We start from the raw sequence: 19,037 nt of genomic DNA, 5'->3' as shown, positions 1-19,037 counted from the left end.
GTCCTTTCAAAAATGCCGCAGCACCATCCTACGGCAAGCTCGGCCTGGCTGGCGGTCCGGGTGGCTCGATTTTCGGGCGCTAACCTGGCTTTGCGCGGCTGCCGGGCGATAACTGTATTCCGGGTGGTGCTATTGGCGCGGCGGGCCGAACTTCAGCGGCGCACCACGGCGGGTTTGGGCGCGGTTATCCGCCTGCGCGAACCAAAGGCATTGGCGTAGCACCAGGTGAATTCGGCGCCAACCAGGAAGATTTGCGCCGAGTAGTAGACCCATACCAGAATCACCACCAACGAGCCGGCCGCGCCAAAGGCCGAGGCCACGCCGCTGCGGCCCACGTACAGGCCGATCAGCGACTTGCCCAGGGTGAACAGCAGGGCGGTGAAGATGGCACCAATCCATACGTCCTTCCATTCCACCCGCGCCTGCGGCATCACTTTGTAGATCAGGGCGAACATGGTGGCCACCAGCAAAAAGCCACCGACGGCGTTGATGGTGGCGGCCACCACCACCCATTCGCCAAAGATAGGCTCCAGCCAGCGCCCGGTGGTGGCCAGCACGGCGCTGACCAGCAAGGACACGATGAGCAGAAAGCCCATGGCCAGAATCATCCCGAACGACAGCAAGCGGGCCCGCACCAGGGCCATCCAGCCGCCGTTTTGGCTGCGCGGCGGCGTGCGCCAGATGCGGTTCAGCGCGTTCTGCAGTTCACCCAGCACGCTGGTGGCGCCTATGAACAGCAACAGCACGCCGAGTAGAGTCGCCAGCGTGCCTTCGGTGGGTTTGTGGACGCTGATCAGCAGGCCTTGCACCGCGCTGGCCCCTTGTTCGCCCATCAGCGCACGCAGCTGGGCCACGATTTCGCCGCGGGCCGCATCTTCGCCAAACACCAGTCCGGCCACCGATATGGCGATCAGCAGCAGGGGCGCCAGCGAGAAGGTGGTGTAGTAGGCCAAGGCCGCCCCCATGCTGAGTGCGTAGTCGTCTAGCCAGGACTGCGCAACCTGCTTTAGCAAGGCCCAGTAAGAAGAGGGTGGGTTGGACATGCCATACGGGATCGAGTCGGTGGAGCTTGCATCATCGGCGGCCGGCAGCCACCGGGCTAGCGGAAAAGCCCACCAGCCGCTGTCGGACGGGGCCTACAGCGCTTGGGGCGGCAGATGGCACAGCGGCCACCTGCCGTACCCGCGTTTAGCCCATGCGCACCGGCACAAAAATCGTGTCGCCGCCGCGCAGAATCAGCAGGGCGATCGATTTGTCCGACTTGGCCACTGCCGCGCGCACCTGTTCTACGCTCTTGACCGGCGTGCCGTTGATGGCCAGCAGCACGTCGCCGTCTTCCACACCGGCATTGGCGGCGGCGCCCGCGGCGGACTCGATCAGCAAACCGTTGTCCACGCCGACCGAGCGCAGCTCTTCGGGCTGCAAGGGACGCAGAGCCAGGCCCAGCCGGCCTTGGGAGGCGGCTTCCTTGCTGCTGGCGACCTGCACCGGCTTGTCATTGGCATTGCCGAGCTTGGCGTCGAGCTGCAGGGCCGAGCCCTTGCGCCATACGTCCAGCCGCACTTTCTCGCCAGGCCGGGCCAGGCTGATGGCGGCCGGCAGGTCGCCGGAGGACACGATGGTCTGGCCGTCCACCTTGCGGATCACGTCGCCCGGCTCCAGCCCGGCCTTGGCGGCAGGGCCTTCTTTTTCGACACTGGAGACCAGCGCGCCTTCGGGCTTGTCGAGCTTGAAGGACTCGGCCAGGGCCTGGTTGACCTCTTGCACCGCCACGCCCAGGCGCGCATGTTCAACCTTGCCGTGGGCCACGATCTGGTCTTTGATCTTGCCGGCCAGGTCCATGGGAATGGCGAAGGACACGCCCTGGTAGCCGCCGGTGCGGCTGTAGATCTGCGAGTTGATGCCGATCACCTCGCCGCGGGTGTTGAACAGCGGGCCGCCCGAATTGCCGGGGTTCACCGCCGCATCTGTCTGGATGAAGGGCACGGCGCTGTCGTCGGGCAGCGAGCGGCCCTTGGCGCTGACCACACCGGCGGTGACCGTGTTTTCAAAGCCGAACGGCGAGCCTATGGCCAGCACCCATTCGCCGACCCGCAGGTCGCTGGTCTTGCCAATGGTGGCCACGGGCAGATTCTTGGCGTCGATCTTCAGCACCGCCACGTCGGTCTTGGGGTCGGCGCCCAGCACCTTGGCCACGAATTCGCGGCGGTCGGTGAGCTTGACCACCACTTCCTTGGCGCCCTTCACCACATGGGCATTGGTCATGATGATGCCGTCGGGGCTGACGATGAATCCCGAGCCCTGGCTGCGCGTGGGCGCTTCCTTCTGCGCCTGGGCGCCGCCCTGGCCTTGCTGGAAGCGGCGGAAGAATTCAAAGAACGGGTCGTTGCCAAACGGGTCGTCACGCGGCGCGCGCTGGGCGGTTTCGCTGTCGTCCGAGTCCTTGGCCGAGCCGGTCACGCTGATGTTGACGACGGCGGGGCCGTACTGGGCGGTGATCTGCGAGAAGTCCGGCAGGCCCATGGGCGCAGTGGCCGGGCTGGAGAGGGCGGCCACCGGGGCGGCGGCGTGGACCTCACCCAGGTTGTGTACCAGTGATCCACCCATGCCGCCGATGGCTCCGGCAGCGACCAGGGCAAGCACGAGTTTGGTGTTGTTCAGGGAGCGTAGGTTCATGAAAGCATCCTCGGGTTGGGCAGTGGAGATGCCCCAACTATCGGGATGCTGGCTTAGGCGATTCTTAAACGCCCCAGCCGGGGAGGGGTGGGCTGAATGCCCTGATCGTGCGCTTAGTGCCGAAACTCTTTCAGGTCCAGGCGGATGTCGTAGCTGTCATCGACCATGGTGATCAGGGCGTCGCAGCAGGTGGTTTGGCCGGCCCGGCCCTCGTAGGCCAGGCGGCGCTGGAAGCGGCTGGCATCGCCTTGCGACAGGAAGCCGACGCGCTTGCCGTGGGCACGCACTTCCACCGGCTTCCAGCTGTCGGGGCTCTTGACGCCCGTGTGTAGCTGCACCACCACGCGGGTGCCGTTCAGGCCGATGGGGGTACCGTCGGCCACCTGCTTCAGGGCTTGCTGGTAGCGGCTGCTGTCCGCCACTGGAAAGTGGAACAGGCCGAGCGAAGGCCATTTGTAGAGGTCGGCATCGGTGGCGTCGATGGCGGGCAGGCGGGAAGGGGTGGCAACCTGGTAGACGTCGTGGCGTTGCTGCGGTCGCATCGTGCGCCACAGCATGAAGGCTGCGGCAAAGACAAACAGGGTGGTGAACAGTTCGCGCATGTAAAGCTCCGGTGAAGCCTTATTTTTAGCCGCAAAGCCATTACATCTACGTGTGGTTGTTCACGGTTTATGCGCCATCTTGTGGATGTTTGGCGCCTGCCCGGCGCCTGGGGCGCGGCGCGGCGTTTGCGATACTCGGGCCATGCAGCTCCAAGACATTCTTTATTCGCAAGGCTTTGGCACGCGCCGCGTGTGCGCGGGCCTGGTCCAACAAGGCCTGGTTGAGGTTTACACAGAAAATACGGCTCTGGCGCCCGTCCTATGTACGGAGTCAGCTATGGATTTTGAAGCGGAAGGCCTGCGCTTCCGGGTCCAGGGCGTGGACTGGCCCTACCAGCGCCAGGCCTATGTGCTGCTGAACAAGCCGGCGGGCACCGAATGCTCGCAAAAGCCATCTACCTATCCCAGCATCTATACCTTGCTGCCCTCGCCGCTGCGCTTGCGGCCGCAAAAGGGCGCTTTGCAAGGCGTGCAGGCCGTGGGGCGACTCGACCAGGACACCACCGGCCTGCTGCTGCTCAGCGACGACGGCCAGTTCATCCACCGCATGACCTCGCCCAAGAAGCACGTGCCCAAGGTCTATGAGGTGACCACCAAGCACCCGCTGGACGACACCCAGGTCAGCCGCCTGTTGGCCGGCGTGGTGCTGGACGACGACCCCAAGCCGGTGCGTGCCGCCGCCTGCGAGGCCATCAGCAGCCACCATCTGCGCCTGACGCTGACCGAGGGCAAGTACCACCAGGTCAAGCGCATGCTGGCCGCGGTGAGCAACCGGGTCGAGGGCCTGCACCGCTCGCAGCAGGGCGGTTTTGCCTTGCCCGCCGATCTATTGCCCGGCCAGTGGCGCTGGCTGAGCCCCGAGGATCTGGCCCTGCTGTCGTCGCCGCAGCTGGTGTGACCCTCAGGCGCGCCTGAGCGCCAGCACCTGGTCGACCATCACCCCGGCCTGGCCCAGGTAGTTGGCCGGGTCGCAGAAGGCGTCCAGCTGGGCCCGGCTCACATGGGCGTTGATCTCGGGGTGCTCGGCCAGAATTTCGACCAGCGGGCGCTGCTGTTTCAGCGCGTCGCGGCAGAGCTCGTAGACCAGATCGTGCGCGTATTCGCGGCCGATGAACGGGCCCAGGCCCATCATCACCGCCTCGGACATCACCAGGCCGTGGGTCATGTTGATGTTGCGGCGCATCTGTACCGTGTCGACCTCCAGCCCTGCCAGTACAAACTTGGTTTGCTTCAGCGCACCCGACATCAGGCAGAAGATCTCGGGCAGCGACACCCATTCGATCTCCCACGGGCCGGTGGAGCGCTCGTGGTCGGCCACCATCGCGTCCATCAGCGCGGCGGCGTGCTGGCGCGCCACCGAGATGTTGGCGTGGATGTACAGGCAGGAGATGGGGTTGCGCTTTTGCGGCATGGTGCTGGACGAGCCGCGGCCCGGGGCGTAGGGCTCGAACACTTCGGCCACCTCGGTTTGCATCATCAGCTTCACGTCCATGGCGATCTTGCCCAGCGAGCCGCCGACCAGGGCCAGGAATGCACCCACTTCGGCGATGGTGTCGCGCACGGTGTGCCAGGCGATGGGCGGGCAGGCCAGGCCCAGCTCGGCCATCAGCCCGGCCTGGGTTTCCATCGCGCCTTTTTCGATCGACGCCAGGGTGCCCGCTGCGCCGCCAAATTCACCCATGAACACCCGGGGCTTGAGCTGCTCCAGCCGTTCGCGGTGGCGTTCGATACCGGCCAGGATGCTGGCCATCTTGAAGCCAAAGGTGATGGGTATCGCCTGCTGCAGATTGCTGCGGCCGATGATGGGCGTATCGCGGTAGGTGCGGCTCAGGTCGGCCAGTGAATCCGAAATGGCCTTCAAATCCGCCTCCACCAGCGCCAGGCCTTCGCGCATCTGCAGCACGGTGGCGGTATCGGTAATGTCTTGCGTGGTGGCGCCCCAATGGCAGTACTCGCCCAGCTTGTCGCGGCAGTTGGCGTTGATCTGGTTCACCACGGCAATGATGGGGTAGCCGATCTGCTCGGTCTTGGCTTTCAGCTGCGCCCAGTCGATCATCTCGATATTGCAGTTCTTGACGATCTCGTCCGCCGCCTCCTGCGGGATGATGCCCAGCCGGCCCTGCACCTTGGCCAGCGCGCGCTCGATGTCCAGGTACTTGGCGGTGCGGTTCTCGTCGGACCAGACGGCGCGCATTTTTGCGTCGCTGAAGATGTCGCCAAAGATGCGCGAGTCGATGATGGAAGCCATGGATGTCTCTCCTTATGAAGTGGGGGATGCGTTGGCCAGCAGGCGCTGGGCTTTGAGAAGCACGGGGCGGTCGACCATCTTTCCGTCCAGCTGCAGCGCCCCGCTGGGGTTGGCGCTGTAGGCCGCCTGCACCCTGGCGGCCCATGCCAGGTCGGCGGCGCTGGGTGCCAGGGCGCTGCGCACGGCGGCAATCTGGCTGGGGTGGATGCACAGCTTGGCGTTGAAGCCCAGGCGCCGAGCGTGGACCATGTCGGCGGCCACTACAGCGGCGTCCAATGCCACTGTGACCCCGGCCACCGGCGCCGGCAGCTCGGCGGCACGGCTGGCCAGCGCAATCTGCACGGCTGCCATGTCCAGCGCCGGGCTGTCGGCGGGCAGGTCCAGGTCGAGCGCGTAGTCGATGCTGCCAAAGGCCAGCCGGGCCACGCCGGGGCTGGCGGCAATCGCTTGGGCGGCCAGCAGGCCGCGCGCAGTTTCGATCAGCGCTAGCACCCTGCCGCTGTGCACGGTTTTCAAGTCGGCGATCTGTGCAGGCGACTCGGCCTTGGCCAGCATCACGCAGGGCAGGGTGCAGGCTTGCAGCAGGGCGATGTCGTCGGCATAAAACGGGCTGTGGGCGTCGTTGATGCGCAGCAGCACGCGGGCTGTGTCTGCCGTGGCACACCATTCGGCAAACGCGCGGCGGGCCTGCGGCTTGTCGGCCGGCAGCACCGCGTCTTCCAGGTCAACGATCACGCAGTCGGCGCCGCTGGCCAGGGCCTTGGCAAAGCGCTCGGGCCGGTTGCCGGGTACGAACAAATAAGTCTGGTCCATGGCCTACACCGTGCCGGCGTTGCGCAGTGCGGCAATCTGCTCGGTGCTATAGCCCTGGCCGGCCAGAATCGCCGCCGTGTGCTGGCCCAGCGCGGGCACCGCATCCATGCGCGGCGCGGCGGTCTGCCAGGACCCCGGCGGCAGCAGGGCCGGCACCCGGCCCTGGGGCGTGTCCACCTCGGTCCAGCGCTTGCGGGCCTGCAGCTGTGGATGCGCCCAGACTTCGGCCATGCTGTTCACCTGGGCGTTGGCGATGCTGGCCTGTTCCAGTCGCTCGACGACTTGCGCTGCCGTCAACGTCGAAAAGGCCTGCACGATCAGTTCTGAGAGCTCGGCGCGGGCCGCGCTGCGTTTGGAGTTGCTGGTGAAGCGTTCGTCCGTGGCCAGCGCCGGCTGCAGCAGCACCTGCTCGCAAAAGCCCTTCCATTCGCGCTCGTTTTGCAGGCCCAGCATCACAGTCTTGCCGTCGCCCGCCGGGAACGGGCCATAGGGATAAATGGTGGCGTGGCTGGCGCCGGAGCGCGGTGGCGGCGCCGCGCCTTCGAATGCGTAGTACAGCGGGTAGCCCATCCATTCGGTCAGCGATTCGAGCATGGACACGTCGATGTGCTGGCCCTGGCCGGTTTGCTGGCGCTGCATCAGCGCGGCCAGGATGTTGGTATAGGCGTACATGCCGGCCGAGATGTCGGCAATCGACGGCCCGGCCTTGGACGGCGTGTCCGGCGTGCCGGTGACCGACACAAAGCCGGCTTCGCTCTGGATCAGCAGGTCGTAGGCCTTCTTGTCGCGGTAGGGGCCGTCGCCGCCGTAGCCGGAGATATCGCAGACGATGATGTTGGGGCGTACTTTGCGCAAGGCCTCGTACGACAGGCCCAGGCGCGCCGCCGCACCGGGTGCCAGGTTTTGCACCACCACGTCGGCTTCTTCGGTGATCAGGCGCAGCAGGATTTTCTGCGCCTCGGCGTCTTTCACGTCCAGGGTCAGGCTCTCCTTGGAGCGGTTGGTCCAGACGAAGTGCGAGGCTAGGCCGCGCACCCGCTCGTCGTAGCCGCGCGCAAAGTCGCCCACGCCGGGGCGCTCGATCTTGATGACGCGGGCGCCCAGGTCGGCCAGCTGGCGGGTGGCAAACGGGGCCGCAATCGCGTGCTCCAGGGTGACGACGGTAATGCCTTTGAGGGGTTGCATGCTGTGCTTACTCCACTTATTCCAAGATGGCGGTGGCATCCATGGTCAGGTAACCCTCGTGGTCACGCCCCCACAGATGGATGGTCTTGCCGTCGGCCGACGGTTCGCCGTGGACCGAGAACGGGTGGATGTCGAAGGTCGGCCGCACGGCCTTGAACGCGAACTGCAGCACCCGCGCATCCGGCATCTGGCGGCGCAGCAGGTCCATCAGCAGGGTGGCGATCAGCGGGCCGTGCACGATCAGGCCGGGGTAGCCCTCGATGGTGGTGACGTACTGGCGGTCGTAGTGGATGCGGTGGCCGTTGAAGGTCAGGGCCGAGTAGCGGAACAGCAGTACGTCGTCGGGCACGACGGTCCGGCTCCAGGCGGCGCTGGCGGGGGCCAGCAGCGGGGGCGGGGCCACGTCGTCGGGCGAGGCCGCGGCGCGGTAGACGATGTTGTGGTGCTCGGTCAGCGCCACCTCGCGGCTGCCGTTGCGCCGCAGCTCGTGGCGCACCTTGACGAAGACCAGGCTACCGGTGCGGCCCGATTTCTCTTGCACGTCTGAAATGGTGGAGGTGCGCTCCAGCGCGTCGCCGACCAAGAGCGGCTGGTGGAACACAAAGTCGCTGCCCGCCCACATGCGGCGCGGCAACGGCACCGGGGGCATGAAGCCGCCGCGCTTGGCATGGCCGTCGGCTCCAATGTCCGACTGGCGGTGTAGCGGCAAAAAGTACAGCCAGTGCCACAGGCTGGGCAGCGGCGTGCCGGCGGCCGGACGCTCGGCAGGCCAGTCCAGCGTGGCCGACAGGGCTGCAAAAGGTGTGGGGGTGGCGGTGTCGGTGACCGTTTCGCTGCGGCCTATCCAGTCGGCCAGATGGTGTGTCTCCATTGCGTATCCTTGCTGTGTATGCCGCAATGATCCGCACTGGCGGACTATTCACCAAGTGCAATTTTTAATACCATTGCTGCATGTCACGCATCAATTTCGATTTGCAGCAGCTGCAAGCCTTTGTGGCCGTGGCCGAGCGCGGCAGCTTCCGCGCGGCCGCCGACCAGATCCATTTGTCGCCCCCGGCCCTGAGCCGGCGCATCGACAAGCTGGAAACCATCCTGGGCCACCGGCTGTTCAACCGCACTACCCGCGAGGTGGAGCTGACCAGCCTGGGCCGGGTCTTCCTGGAGCGCGCGCGCTCGGCGCTGGACGATCTGGAATCGGCCCTGTTGGGCATCACCGACCTGGCACCGAGCCGGGGCGGGCGGGTCACCGTGGCCTGCGTACCGTCGGCCGCGCTGTACTTTCTGCCGGTGGCGCTGCGCAGCTTTTTGCAGCAGTACCCGGCGATCCGCATCCGGGTGGTGGACGAGAGCGTGAACCAGACCTTGTCCAGCGTGATCTCGGGCGAGTCCGACTTCGGCATCGGCTTCATGAGCACCCAGGTGCCCGAGGTGGCGTTTGAGTCCATCCACGACGACCCGTTTGTGCTGGCCATGCCGCGCAGCCACCCGCTGGCCCAGCGCAAAGCCATACGCTGGGCCGAGCTGGGCGCCGAGCGGCTGATTTCGGTGGCCCGTAGCAGCGGCAACCGCCAGCTGCAGGACGACGCGCTGGCCAAAGCCGGGGTGAACCCCAGCTTCGCGTTCGAGGTCAGCCACATCGCCACGCTGCTGGGCATGGTGGATGCCGGCCTGGGCCTGGCCGCCGTGCCGCGCATGGCCTTGCCGCGCCAGCATGCGAGCCTGGTCGGCGTGGCTTTGCGCGATCCGCCCATCGTGCGCAAGCTGGGCCTGCTGACACGGCACGGCGCCAGCCTGCGGCCGGCCGCAGCGGCCTTCCACCAGCATCTGCGCGATGCGCTGACCAGCCCCAGGCCGTTTGATTTTCTTCAAAAAGAATAGCTGCTTGCGCAGGTAGATACTGCGCTAGAAGCCTATTCAATACCTGAATCAGGCTTCTTCCAGCACACTACCGACCTGCATCTGCGCCCGCTGGGCGACCCGGTTCCACTTGGCGATTTCGTCGCCCACCATTTGCTGCAGCTGGGCCGGTGTGCTGGTCTGCACCCGGGCGCCGTCCGCGGCCATGCGGGCCACCAGTTCGGGGTCGCGCAGCACGGTGTTGAGGGCCTGGTTCAGCTCGGCCACCACCTCGGGCGGCGTATGGGCCGGGGCAAACAAGGCATACCACTGGGTTACATCGACCCCCGGCACGCCTTGTTCGGCCAGGGTGGGCACGCCGTGCATATTGGGCAGGCGCTCCGACCCGGCCACGGCCAGGGCGCGCAGCTTGCCGCTTTGCAGATACGGCTGGGCGGTGAACAGGCTGGGGAACATCAGCTGGGTGTGGCCGGCCACCGTGTCGGCAATCGCCGGCGCCGCGCCTGGGTAGGTCCGGCCCTGCAGGCTGGTGCCGGCGTTAAGGTTGAACAGCTCGGCGGCAAAGTGCGGCGCGGTGCCGGTGCCAGCCGACGCATAGCTGAATTTCGTGTCGCGCGCCTTGCGCACCAGGTCGCGCACGTCGGCAATGTCCAGCGCGGGGTTGACCACCAGCAGGGTCGGCGAGTAGCCGATCAGGCCGACCGGGCAGAAGTCCTTCAGCGGGCTATAGCGCAGGCTTTCCAGCGCCGGGTAGATGCCGTGGGTGGCGATATAGCCGAACAGCAGGGTCTGGCCGTTGGGCGCGGCCGAGGCCACGTATTCGCAGGCCACGCTGCCGTTGGCGCCCGCTCGGTTGTCGATCTGCACGTTCTGGCCCAGCAGCGGCGACAGCTTGCGTGCCAGCGCGCGGGCCATGGTGTCGTTGCCGCCGCCGGCGCTGGTCGGCACGATGATGCGTATCGATTTGGTGGCGGCCGGGGCCGCAGCGGCTGGCGCAGGCCGCTGTTCTTCTGGCGGGAACACATAGCTGGGCAGCTGCAGCTGGCCTTGCAGAATCTTGCGCGCGGTACGCACCAGGGCCGCACGTTCGACCTGGGCCGCTTCGCCAGTGCCGACCACTTCCACCTCAATGTCGATCTGCCCGGCCGGGTGCAGCACCACCAGTGGGCGCTTGCCGGCGGGTGTGCTGGCGCCGCTGGCCACGGTGCCGGGCAGGGCAAAGGCGGTGGCCACGCCAATCGCGCCGGTGACGGCGTGCGAGGCATGGCAGCGGCGCGGCGTGAAGTAGCGCGAGGTGATGCTGTTGGCATCGTCGCCGGGGCTGACGATCACCGGTTTGGGCACCACGCTGTCCGACACATCGCCCAGACCCATGCGCGCGCCCATCACCCGGCGCATGGCTTCGATGCGCTCCAGCAGCGCGGTATTCGCGTCCAGCTGGGCCGGGCGCTCGCGGCCGGTCAGGCCCAGGTCGGCGGCACGCAGGATCATCAAGGGCATGGCGGCGTCGATGCAGGTGACCTCAATGCCATCGATGATGTCGATCCGATTGCCGGTGGGGAATAAGTGGCCGGTGACCGCGCCCCAGGCGTCCAGAAAGTTCAGCAATATGGGCGCGGCCGTGCCGGCCACGCCGTCGATGCGCGCATCGCCCTCGTAGGTGACGACGCCACCGGGGGTGCAGACGGTGACGTCGATGCATGCCCCCGTGTTGACGTTGTAAACCCGGGCCGTGGTGTGGCCGTCCTGGGCGGCGATCAAGCCTTGTTCGATGGCGAATGGCACCACGCCGGCCAGCATATTGCCGCAGTTGGGCCGGGTGTCGACCGACTGGTGGCCCACGCCGACCTGGGCGAACAGATAGTCCACATCACAGCCCGGCTGCTGCGAGCGCGAGACTATGGCCACCTTGCTGTTCAGCGTGCTGCCGCCCCCCAGGCCGTCGAGCTGCAGCGGGTCGGACGCGCCGATCGCGCCGATCAGCGCCTGGTCGCGCGCCTCGGTGCCCTCGGGCAGCCATTCGCGCAGGAAGAACGGCCCACGCGAGGTGCCGGAGCGCATCAGCACGCAGGGGATGTTGCGATTGTTCATGGGGCGGTCTTCAGTCGGCTTGCAGCTTGGCTTGCTGGACCACGCGCTTCCAGCGGGCCAGGTCGGACTTGACCAGTTCGCCCAGCTGCTCGGGCGTGCTGGATTCGACATCGGCGCCGTGGCCTTCGATGCGGGCGATGGTTTCCTTGTCGGCCAGCACCTGGTTGAGCGCGGCGTTCAGCTTGACGATCACGTCCTTGGGGGTTTTGGCCGGGGCGAAGAACGCGTACCACTGGTCGACCTCGACACCGTCTATGCCCAGTTCCTTCAGGGTTGGCACATTCGGCAGCGCGGCCGAGCGCTTGGCGCCGGCGATGGCCATGGCTTTGAGCTTGTCCGACTTGACGTAGGGCAGGGCGGTGAACAGGCTGGGGAACATGATCTGGGTCTGGCCGCCAATCGTGTCGGTGATGGCCGGGGCCGAGCCCTTGTAGGGCACGTGCAGCGGATTGGTCTGGGTGGCGATCTTGAACAGCTCGGCCGCAAAGTGCGGCGCCGTGCCATTGCCGGCCGAGGCGATGCTGAACTTGTCGGGTGTGGCCTTCAGCATGGCGACCAGCTCCTTCACGTCCTTGGCCTTGACCGCGGGGTTGATGACCATCAGGGTGGGTGAATAGCCCACGCGGCCAATCGGCTCGAAGCTGGTCACCGGGTCGTAGCGCAGCTTTTGCAGCGCTGGGTTCATCGCATGGGTGGCCACGTAGCCGAACATGATGGTGTTGCCATCGGGCGCGGCGCGGGCCACCAGCTCGGCGGCGATGGCGCCGTTGGCCCCGGCCTTGTTGTCCACGATCACGGTCTGGTTCAGGATGGCGCCGAGCTTTTGGCCGATGGTGCGGGCCATGGCGTCGTTGCCGCCACCGGCAGCGGTGGGCACCACGATGGTCAGAGGCTTGTCGCTGGCGGCGAGGGCGAGGCTGGCGCTGCCGAGCAGCAGCAAACCGGAAATCATTCTTTTCAACATACGTGTCTCCAAAGGGGGGGCAAACGGGGCAAAAGTGCGTGGTACACACCACGGCTGCGATTGTTGGTGTTGCAGGACGTGCAGTAAATTGCACTTTTTTAATCGATTGGTGTGTGTTGCGCATCAATGGGTGGCGCTGACGGGGGCCCTGCCCACGGCTTACAGGTTTCCTTTGCTTGCATTTGCATTTGGGTGCGCTGCCCGAGTGGCCCTGCGGCGGCGGCTACACTTGAGGGCTGTCAGTCACTCCGGCTTGCGCCCTTCTCCAGACAGAGTTTTCAGCCCCGGGCTGAAGGCTGACGCAAGCCACCTACCTCTGGTGCGCCGTGAAGTTGTTTGTCCGTAGTTTTGCCTTCTTGGCCCCCGTTCTGGCCCTCGCTTTTGCTGCCGCTACCCCGTCGGCGGCCCTGGCCCAGTCCACCCCGATTTTTGTACTGAACTCGCTGGATGCCAGCGTCAGCGTGATCGACCCCGGCAGCTGGACCGAAACCAAGCGGATCACTACCGGCAAAGAGCCGCACCACATGTATCTGACGCCGGACGAGAAGTCGCTGATCATCGCCAATGCGCTGTCCGATACGCTGACCTTCATCGACCCCAGGACTGCCGAAGTGCAGCACGTGGTGCGCGACATCCTGGACCCGTACCAGCTGCGCTTTTCGCCGAACATGAAGTGGTTTGTGACTGCCGCCAACCGGCTCAACCACATCGACATCTACCGCTGGGACGGCAAGGACATCGTGCTGGCCAAGCGCGTGGCCACCGGCAAGACGCCCAGCCATCTGTGGATAGACAGCAAGAGCACCACGATTTACTCCACCATGCAGGACAGCGACGAGCTGGTGGCGGTGGACTTGGCGACCCAGACCATCAAATGGCGCACTCCCACCGGTGCCATGCCGGCCGACGTCTACGGCACGGCCGACGACAAGACCCTGCTGGTCGGCCTGACCGGCGGCGACGGCGTGGAGGTGTACGACGTGTCGGGCAAAACGCCGGTGCGCACCAAGGTCATCGCCACTGGTAAGGGCTCGCACGCCTTCCGCGCGGCGGGCGACAAGCGCCATGTGTTTGTGAGCAACCGCGTGGCCAACACCATCAGCAAGATCGACTTGCAAACCCTGGAATCGGTCGCCACCTACCCGGCGCCGGGCGGCCCGGATTGCATGGACGTGTCGGCCGACGGCAAGCTGCTGATGGTCACCTCCCGCTGGGCCCGCAAGCTGACGGTGATCGACCTGGAGTCCAAGAAAGTTGTGCGGCAAATCAATGTTGGAAGGTCTCCCCATGGCGTTTGGACACTGGACCACGCACCCCGTTAAATACGCTGTTGCTACGGTATTAATAGCTGCTAGCGCAGGTTCTATCAGCGCTACAGCCAAAAAACCTTGTGAAAAACCGCTGTACCTGACCTTCGACACCGGCCACATGGGCGTGGCCCCGCTGATCGCCGATGTGTTGAACCGGCAGCAGGTCAAGGTGACCTTCTTCGGCGCCCAGGAGCGTACCCAGGAGGGCGACGGCAGCCTGGGCGAGCACTGGGCTCCCTGGTGGAAGGCCCGCGCCGCCGAAGGCCACGCCTTCGCCTCGCATACCTACGACCACGTGTACTGGAAGGGCGACCTACCCGGCAATCCGCCGCAGTTCCGCGTCAAACCCTCGGCCGGGCCGGATGCCGACAAAACCTTCACCTGGACCGCCGCGCAGTACTGCGCGGAAATCGGCCGCGCCAGCCAGCGCCTGCAGGCCATGACCGGCCAGGCGCCGCTGCCGCTGTTCCGGGCGCCGGGCGGCAAGACTTCGCCGGCGCTGCTGGCGGCCGCGCAATCCTGTGGCTATGCGCATGTGGGCTGGGCACCGGCCGGCTTTCTGGGCGACGAGCTGTCCAGCGAGCGTGCCAGCAACCCGGCGCTGCTGGCCCAGGCACTGAAGAACATCCGCAGCGGCGACATCCTGCTGGCCCACTTGGGCATATGGTCGCGCAAAGACCCCTGGGCGCCGGCGGTGCTGGAGCCGCTGATCGTCGGCCTGAAGGAGCGCGGCTTCTGCTTCCGCACTTTGCGCGAGCATCCTGACTACACCGCCTGGATATCCGCCCACAGCAAATAATTGCCCATGATCGACTTTCTGACTAACTTGTTTTCCGATGCGCAGCAATGGCTGTTCGAGGCGCTGGTCCAACCCCTGGTGTTTGGCCTGGGTTTTGGCGGCTGGGTGGAAGACGCCTATACCGCCACCGGCTGGCTGCTGGTGGGTGTGCTGCAGCTCGTGGTGTTGGTGGCGGTGTTCGGCCCGCTGCAGCGCTGGCGCCCGGCCGAGCCGGTGCACGACCGTGCGGCCATCCGCACCGATGTGCTGTACACCCTGATCCACCGGCTGGGCCTGTTCCGGCTGGCGCTGTTCTTTACCCTCGATCCACTGATGGACGAAATGTTTGGCGCGCTGCGGGTGGCCGGCATGGGTACCTGGCATCTGGATGCGCTGTGGCCTGGCGTGACCGACCAGCCGGTGCTGAGCTTTGCGCTGTACCTGGTGGCGTTCGACTTTCTGGGCTACTGGGTGCACCGCGGCCAGCACCATTTCAACTGGTGGTGGAGCCTGCATGCGCTACACCATTCGCAGCGCCAGATGACGCTGTGGAGCGACAACCGTAACCATTTGCTCGACGACGTGCTGGGCGATGTGATCGTGGTGCTGGCTGCGCAGCTGATCGGCGTGGCGCCGGGGCAGTTCATCGCCATCGTGGCCTTTACCCAGCTTAGCGAGAGCCTGCAGCATGCCAACTTGCGGCTCTGGTTTGGCAAAGTGGGCGAGCGCCTGTGGGTCAGCCCGCGCTTCCACCGGCTGCACCACAGCATCGGCCTGGGCCATGAGTCGGCGGGCAAGAACACCCTGGGCGGGCACAACTTCGGCATCCTGCTGCCCTGGTGGGACATGCTGTTTGGTACCGCCAACTTCGAGCTGCGCTACGACCCCACGGGCATCCGCGACCAGCTGGCCGAGGAGGGCGGGCGCGACTACGGCCGGGGTTTCTGGCGCCAGCAGTGGCTGGGCGTGCGCCGGCTGTGGGGCAGTCTGCGTTGACATGATGCGGGTATCCTCCTGCCCATGAAACTGCTTCTGAACTCTTTTTGGCGTGCTGCGGCGTACTGCATGCACCCGCGCGTGATCGCGCTGTCGTTTCTGCCGCTGGTGCTGCTGGTGGCCTTGTCGCTGGGCCTGGGTTACTTTTATTGGGAGCCGGCGCTGGACTCGGTGCGCACCATGTTGGACGCGTCCGAGTGGGTGTCGCGGCTGTGGACCTGGCTGGAAACCGCCGGTGTGGGCCAGCTCAAGGTGGCGCTTGCGCCCTTGTTGGTGATTTTTGCGGTCACCCCCTTCCTGGTGGTGCTGTCGCTGTTGGCAGTGGCCTTGATGATGACGCCGGCGCTGGTGGCCCTGGTTGCCGAGCGGCGCTTTCCCCAGCTGGAGAAGAAAAAGGGCGGTACCTTTCTAGGGGGGCTGTTCTGGTCGCTGGGTTCCATTCTGCTGGCCCTGGTGGCCATCATCGTGTCGATCCCGCTGTGGCTGGTACCGCCGCTGATCCTGGTACTGCCGCCGCTGATCTGGGGCTGGCTGACCTACCGCGTGATGTCGTACGACGCGCTGGCGCTGCACGCCAGCAAGGACGAGCGGCGCGAAATCTTCCGCCGGCACCGCTTGTCGCTGCTGGGCATCGGCATCCTGACTGGCTACCTGGGTGCGGCGCCCAGCTTGGTCTGGGCCTCGGGTGCCTTGTTTGCGGCGGCGTTTGTGATCCTGGTACCGCTGGCCATCTGGATCTACACCCTGGTGTTTGCGTTTTCGTCGCTGTGGTTTGCCCACTATGTGCTGGCCGCGCTGGAAGCCTTGCGGGCTGAGTTGCCTATAGAGCCGGTGCCGCCCAGCACACCAGCCGAGCCCGTGACCCTTCTGGAACCCATCCACGTAAAGCCTGCTTATGACTCTGGAAACTCCATCCTCCCCACGCCTTGAGAGCGCGCCCACCTTTGGGCTGGTCATCGTCGGCGACGAAATCCTGTCTGGCAAGCGGGCCGACAAGCACCTGCCCAAGGTCATTGAATTGCTGTCCGCCCGCGGATTGCAGCTGGGCTATGCCGAGTACGTGGGCGACGATCCGGCGCGCATCACCGCCACCTTGCAGCGCGCCTTTGCATCCGGCGATGTGGTGTTCTCCACCGGAGGCATAGGCGCCACGCCCGACGACCACACCCGGCAATGCGCGGCGCGGGCGCTAGATGTGCCGCTGGCCCTGCACCCGCAGGCCGAAGACCTGATCCGCGAGCGCATGCAGGATACGGCGCGTGACCAGGGCACGGTCTACGAGCCTAACCACCCGGACAACATCCACCGGCTGAACATGGGCGTGTTTCCGCAGGGCGCACGCATCATCCCCAACCCCTACAACAAGATCCCCGGCTTCAGCGTCCAGCATGTGCATTTCGTGCCCGGTTTCCCGGTCATGGCCTGGCCCATGGTCGAGTGGGTGCTGGACCAGCACTATGCGCAGTGGTTCCAGCGCGCGGCATGGGTCGAGAAGTCGGTCATCGTGTTCGGCTCCATGGAGGCTGCGCTGACCCCGCTGATGCAGGCGCTGGAGCAGCGCTTTGACGGCGTCAAGGTGTTCAGCCTGCCCAGCGTCGACCACCCGGAGTTTGGCCGGCATATCGAGCTGGGTGTCAAAGGTACGCCCGCGCAGATAGACCATGCCTACCCGGCGCTGCTGGAGGGCCTGCAGGGTTTCGGCGCGCAGCTGGGTCCCGAATTGGTGCGTACATAAATGCACCAAATTGATGCGATTTCATTGCGCTCGAGTTTGGTGCATTCTGTTGCCGGTCTGATGGACGTTTGGCGCAGAATACCGCTGCCCGCCAAGGCAAAATAGGCGGGTGGAGGCAGTTGCCGGGCGTGCCGCTGGATGGCACAGAAACTGCATTCCCCATAAAGTTGATTAATTTCAGTCCAACGCAACCAACCCTACCAGGAGATTCTTGATGGCAAAGACCGTCGCAGACGTGATGAAGATGGTGAAAGAAAGCGAAGTCAAGTTTGTTGACTTCCGCTTCACCGATACCCGCGGCAAGGAGCAGCACGTCACCGTGCCGGTTTCGCACTTCGACGAAGACAAGTTCACATCGGGCCACGCGTTCGACGGTTCTTCGATCGCTGGCTGGAAGGGTATTGAAGCTTCGGACATGCAATTGATGCCCGATGCCAACACTGCCAACATCGACCCGTTCTTCGAAGAAACGACGATGATCCTTACCTGCGACGTGGTCGATCCAGCCGACGGCAAGCCGTACGAGCGCGATCCCCGCTCGCTGGCCAAGCGCGCCGAAGCCTACATGAAGGCCTCCGGCCTGGGCGACACTGCCTACTTCGGACCAGAACCAGAATTCTTCGTATTCGACAGCGTGCGTTGGCAAAACGACATGTCCGGCTGCTACTCCAAGATCGATTCGGAAGAAGCGGCTTGGAACACCGGCAAGGAATACGAACACGGCAACACCGGCCACCGTCCCGCAGTCAAGGGCGGCTACTTCCCCGTGCCTCCGGTCGACAGCTTCCAGGACATGCGTTCGGAAATGTGCCTGGTGCTGGAATCCCTGGGCATCCCAGTCGAAGTGCACCACCACGAAGTGGCCAACGCTGGCCAAATGGAACTGGGTACCAAGTTCAGCACGCTGATCCAGCGCGCCGACTGGGTCCAACTGCAAAAGTACGTGATCCAGAACGTCGCCCATGCCTACGGCAAGACCGCGACCTTCATGCCCAAGCCCATCGTTGGTGACAACGGTTCCGGTATGCACGTGCACCAGTCGGTCTGGAAAGACGGCAAGAACCTGTTTGCTGGCGACGGCTATGCAGGTCTGTCGGAATACGCGCTGTTCTACATCGGCGGCATCATCAAGCACGCCCGTGCCCTGAACGCCATCACCAACCCCGGCACCAACAGCTACAAGCGCCTGGTTCCTGGCTACGAAGCACCGGTGAAGCTGGCTTACTCGGCCAAGAACCGCTCGGCTTCGATCCGCATTCCGTTCGTGGCAAACCCCAAGGGTCGCCGCGTCGAAGCGCGTTTCCCCGATCCACTGATGAACCCTTACCTGGGCTTCTCGGCTCTGCTGATGGCGGGTCTGGATGGCGTGGAAAACAAGATCCATCCTGGCGAAGCCGCTACCAAGGATCTGTACCATCTGCCACCCGAAGAAGACAAGCTGATCCCAACCGTCTGCCACAGCCTGGACCAAGCGCTCGAATGCCTGGACCAAGACCGTGCGTTCCTGACCAAGGGCGGCGTGTTTACCGACGCTTACATCGACGCTTACATCGACCTGAAGATGCAAGAAGTCACGCGCTTGCGCATGGCCACCCACCCGGTGGAATTTGACATGTACTATTCGCTGTAATAGCGGATACAGTTCTGGGACTGCACTTACTGCTGCACCAGAGCTCTCACAAGGACGGCGCAAGCCGTCCTTTTTGCGTTATGGCCATGAGATGCTGTGGAAACAGAGTACCGTTGCGTTCATTCCATTTGTTCAAGCCCCTAGGGCCTATC

At 65.1% G+C, this 19,037-nt stretch carries 17 protein-coding genes; 8 read left to right on the top strand and 9 right to left on the bottom strand.

Annotated features, from left to right (window positions below; all coding sequences use genetic code 11):
- Window positions 1-152: 152 nt before the first annotated feature.
- The 3 genes from BLT66_RS16650 to BLT66_RS16640 all read right to left on the bottom strand — a co-directional run bounded on the left by BLT66_RS16650 (window position 153) and on the right by BLT66_RS16640 (window position 3,278).
- A complete protein-coding gene (locus tag BLT66_RS16650; protein WP_092759096.1) occupies window positions 153-1,043 on the bottom strand; it encodes a YihY/virulence factor BrkB family protein in 891 nt (296 codons plus the stop codon).
- Window positions 1,044-1,188: 145 nt separating this feature from the next.
- Window positions 1,189-2,676, bottom strand: a complete 1,488-nt coding sequence (locus BLT66_RS16645; protein ID WP_092759094.1) for a Do family serine endopeptidase — start codon at window positions 2,674-2,676, stop codon at window positions 1,189-1,191.
- A gap of 113 nt (window positions 2,677-2,789) precedes the next feature.
- Window positions 2,790-3,278, bottom strand: a complete 489-nt coding sequence (locus BLT66_RS16640; protein WP_092759092.1) for a hypothetical protein — start codon at window positions 3,276-3,278, stop codon at window positions 2,790-2,792.
- A 142-nt stretch (window positions 3,279-3,420) separates the two neighbouring features.
- On the opposite strand from BLT66_RS16640, the gene BLT66_RS16635 reads away from it, so the two are divergent.
- Entirely contained in the window at window positions 3,421-4,176 is a 756-nt protein-coding gene (locus BLT66_RS16635) for a 16S rRNA pseudouridine(516) synthase (protein ID WP_092759090.1), read from the top strand.
- A gap of 3 nt (window positions 4,177-4,179) precedes the next feature.
- Here the strand turns inward: BLT66_RS16635 and pcaB are convergent, their stop codons facing one another.
- From pcaB to BLT66_RS16615, 4 genes are read right to left on the bottom strand one after another with little or no spacing between them, the layout of a single operon-like run.
- The gene (pcaB, locus tag BLT66_RS16630; RefSeq protein WP_092759088.1) at window positions 4,180-5,526 is read right to left on the bottom strand and encodes a 3-carboxy-cis,cis-muconate cycloisomerase; all 1,347 of its coding nucleotides are present in this window, start codon (window positions 5,524-5,526) and stop codon (window positions 4,180-4,182) included.
- A gap of 12 nt (window positions 5,527-5,538) precedes the next feature.
- Entirely contained in the window at window positions 5,539-6,339 is an 801-nt protein-coding gene (locus tag BLT66_RS16625) for an HpcH/HpaI aldolase/citrate lyase family protein (RefSeq protein ID WP_092759086.1), read from the bottom strand.
- Window positions 6,340-6,342: 3 nt separating this feature from the next.
- The gene (locus BLT66_RS16620) at window positions 6,343-7,524 is read right to left on the bottom strand and encodes a CaiB/BaiF CoA transferase family protein (protein WP_092759084.1); all 1,182 of its coding nucleotides are present in this window, start codon (window positions 7,522-7,524) and stop codon (window positions 6,343-6,345) included.
- A 16-nt stretch (window positions 7,525-7,540) separates the two neighbouring features.
- Window positions 7,541-8,395, bottom strand: coding sequence for an HTD2 family dehydratase (locus tag BLT66_RS16615; RefSeq protein ID WP_092759082.1), 855 nt, complete (start codon window positions 8,393-8,395; stop codon window positions 7,541-7,543).
- A gap of 80 nt (window positions 8,396-8,475) precedes the next feature.
- Between BLT66_RS16615 and BLT66_RS16610 the strand changes: the two genes are divergently transcribed.
- Entirely contained in the window at window positions 8,476-9,402 is a 927-nt protein-coding gene (locus BLT66_RS16610) for a LysR family transcriptional regulator (protein WP_092759080.1), read from the top strand.
- Window positions 9,403-9,450: 48 nt separating this feature from the next.
- On the opposite strand, the gene BLT66_RS16605 is transcribed toward BLT66_RS16610, so the two are convergent.
- Both BLT66_RS16605 and BLT66_RS16600 read right to left on the bottom strand, forming a co-directional pair.
- The gene (locus BLT66_RS16605) at window positions 9,451-11,472 is read right to left on the bottom strand and encodes a 4-oxalomesaconate tautomerase (RefSeq protein ID WP_092759078.1); all 2,022 of its coding nucleotides are present in this window, start codon (window positions 11,470-11,472) and stop codon (window positions 9,451-9,453) included.
- A gap of 10 nt (window positions 11,473-11,482) precedes the next feature.
- Window positions 11,483-12,436: a tripartite tricarboxylate transporter substrate binding protein gene (locus BLT66_RS16600; RefSeq protein ID WP_092759076.1), complete on the bottom strand. Its 954-nt coding sequence runs from the start codon at window positions 12,434-12,436 to the stop codon at window positions 11,483-11,485.
- A 368-nt stretch (window positions 12,437-12,804) separates the two neighbouring features.
- Here BLT66_RS16600 and BLT66_RS16595 point away from each other — a divergent pair, with 368 nt between their 5' ends.
- From BLT66_RS16595 to glnA, 6 genes are all read left to right on the top strand, one after another.
- Complete coding sequence (locus tag BLT66_RS16595) at window positions 12,805-13,758, top strand: YVTN family beta-propeller repeat protein (protein WP_092759198.1); 954 nt, start codon at window positions 12,805-12,807, stop codon at window positions 13,756-13,758.
- Window positions 13,724-14,545: a polysaccharide deacetylase family protein gene (locus tag BLT66_RS16590; protein ID WP_092759074.1), complete on the top strand. Its 822-nt coding sequence runs from the start codon at window positions 13,724-13,726 to the stop codon at window positions 14,543-14,545. Before BLT66_RS16595 ends, BLT66_RS16590 begins: the two co-directional genes overlap by 35 nt.
- A gap of 6 nt (window positions 14,546-14,551) precedes the next feature.
- The gene (locus BLT66_RS16585) at window positions 14,552-15,520 is read left to right on the top strand and encodes a sterol desaturase family protein (RefSeq protein ID WP_092759072.1); all 969 of its coding nucleotides are present in this window, start codon (window positions 14,552-14,554) and stop codon (window positions 15,518-15,520) included.
- A 24-nt stretch (window positions 15,521-15,544) separates the two neighbouring features.
- Window positions 15,545-16,450: an EI24 domain-containing protein gene (locus BLT66_RS16580; protein ID WP_092759070.1), complete on the top strand. Its 906-nt coding sequence runs from the start codon at window positions 15,545-15,547 to the stop codon at window positions 16,448-16,450.
- Window positions 16,416-17,255, top strand: coding sequence for a competence/damage-inducible protein A (locus tag BLT66_RS16575; RefSeq protein ID WP_092759068.1), 840 nt, complete (start codon window positions 16,416-16,418; stop codon window positions 17,253-17,255). The genes BLT66_RS16580 and BLT66_RS16575 overlap by 35 nt, the downstream gene beginning before the upstream one ends.
- Before the next feature lie 214 nt (window positions 17,256-17,469).
- Window positions 17,470-18,885, top strand: coding sequence for a type I glutamate--ammonia ligase (gene glnA / locus BLT66_RS16570; RefSeq protein ID WP_092759066.1), 1,416 nt, complete (start codon window positions 17,470-17,472; stop codon window positions 18,883-18,885).
- The last annotated feature ends 152 nt before the right edge of the window (window positions 18,886-19,037 follow it).

The organism is Rhodoferax sp. OV413 (genome assembly GCF_900104385.1).
Taxonomy (GTDB): Bacteria; Pseudomonadota; Gammaproteobacteria; order Burkholderiales; family Burkholderiaceae_C; genus Rhodoferax_B.
The sequence above is the reverse complement of the archived record's forward strand: the minus strand, read 5'-3'. Positions and strand labels throughout refer to the sequence as shown.

What these genes read in the sequence shown, in the direction of transcription:
- BLT66_RS16645 (WP_092759094.1), bottom strand. Translation starts at nt 2,676, where the DNA reads ATGAACCTACGCTCCCTGAACAACACCAAACTCGTGCTTGCCCTGGTC.
- glnA (WP_092759066.1), top strand. Translation starts at nt 17,470, where the DNA reads ATGGCAAAGACCGTCGCAGACGTGATGAAGATGGTGAAAGAAAGCGAA.
- pcaB (WP_092759088.1), bottom strand. Translation starts at nt 5,526, where the DNA reads ATGGCTTCCATCATCGACTCGCGCATCTTTGGCGACATCTTCAGCGAC.
- BLT66_RS16635 (WP_092759090.1), top strand. Translation starts at nt 3,421, where the DNA reads ATGCAGCTCCAAGACATTCTTTATTCGCAAGGCTTTGGCACGCGCCGC.
- BLT66_RS16605 (WP_092759078.1), bottom strand. Translation starts at nt 11,472, where the DNA reads ATGAACAATCGCAACATCCCCTGCGTGCTGATGCGCTCCGGCACCTCG.
- BLT66_RS16640 (WP_092759092.1), bottom strand. Translation starts at nt 3,278, where the DNA reads ATGCGCGAACTGTTCACCACCCTGTTTGTCTTTGCCGCAGCCTTCATG.
- BLT66_RS16625 (WP_092759086.1), bottom strand. Translation starts at nt 6,339, where the DNA reads ATGGACCAGACTTATTTGTTCGTACCCGGCAACCGGCCCGAGCGCTTT.
- BLT66_RS16580 (WP_092759070.1), top strand. Translation starts at nt 15,545, where the DNA reads ATGAAACTGCTTCTGAACTCTTTTTGGCGTGCTGCGGCGTACTGCATG.
- BLT66_RS16585 (WP_092759072.1), top strand. Translation starts at nt 14,552, where the DNA reads ATGATCGACTTTCTGACTAACTTGTTTTCCGATGCGCAGCAATGGCTG.
- BLT66_RS16620 (WP_092759084.1), bottom strand. Translation starts at nt 7,524, where the DNA reads ATGCAACCCCTCAAAGGCATTACCGTCGTCACCCTGGAGCACGCGATT.
- BLT66_RS16610 (WP_092759080.1), top strand. Translation starts at nt 8,476, where the DNA reads ATGTCACGCATCAATTTCGATTTGCAGCAGCTGCAAGCCTTTGTGGCC.
- BLT66_RS16590 (WP_092759074.1), top strand. Translation starts at nt 13,724, where the DNA reads ATGGCGTTTGGACACTGGACCACGCACCCCGTTAAATACGCTGTTGCT.
- BLT66_RS16650 (WP_092759096.1), bottom strand. Translation starts at nt 1,043, where the DNA reads ATGTCCAACCCACCCTCTTCTTACTGGGCCTTGCTAAAGCAGGTTGCG.
- BLT66_RS16615 (WP_092759082.1), bottom strand. Translation starts at nt 8,395, where the DNA reads ATGGAGACACACCATCTGGCCGACTGGATAGGCCGCAGCGAAACGGTC.
- BLT66_RS16575 (WP_092759068.1), top strand. Translation starts at nt 16,416, where the DNA reads ATGACTCTGGAAACTCCATCCTCCCCACGCCTTGAGAGCGCGCCCACC.
- BLT66_RS16600 (WP_092759076.1), bottom strand. Translation starts at nt 12,436, where the DNA reads ATGTTGAAAAGAATGATTTCCGGTTTGCTGCTGCTCGGCAGCGCCAGC.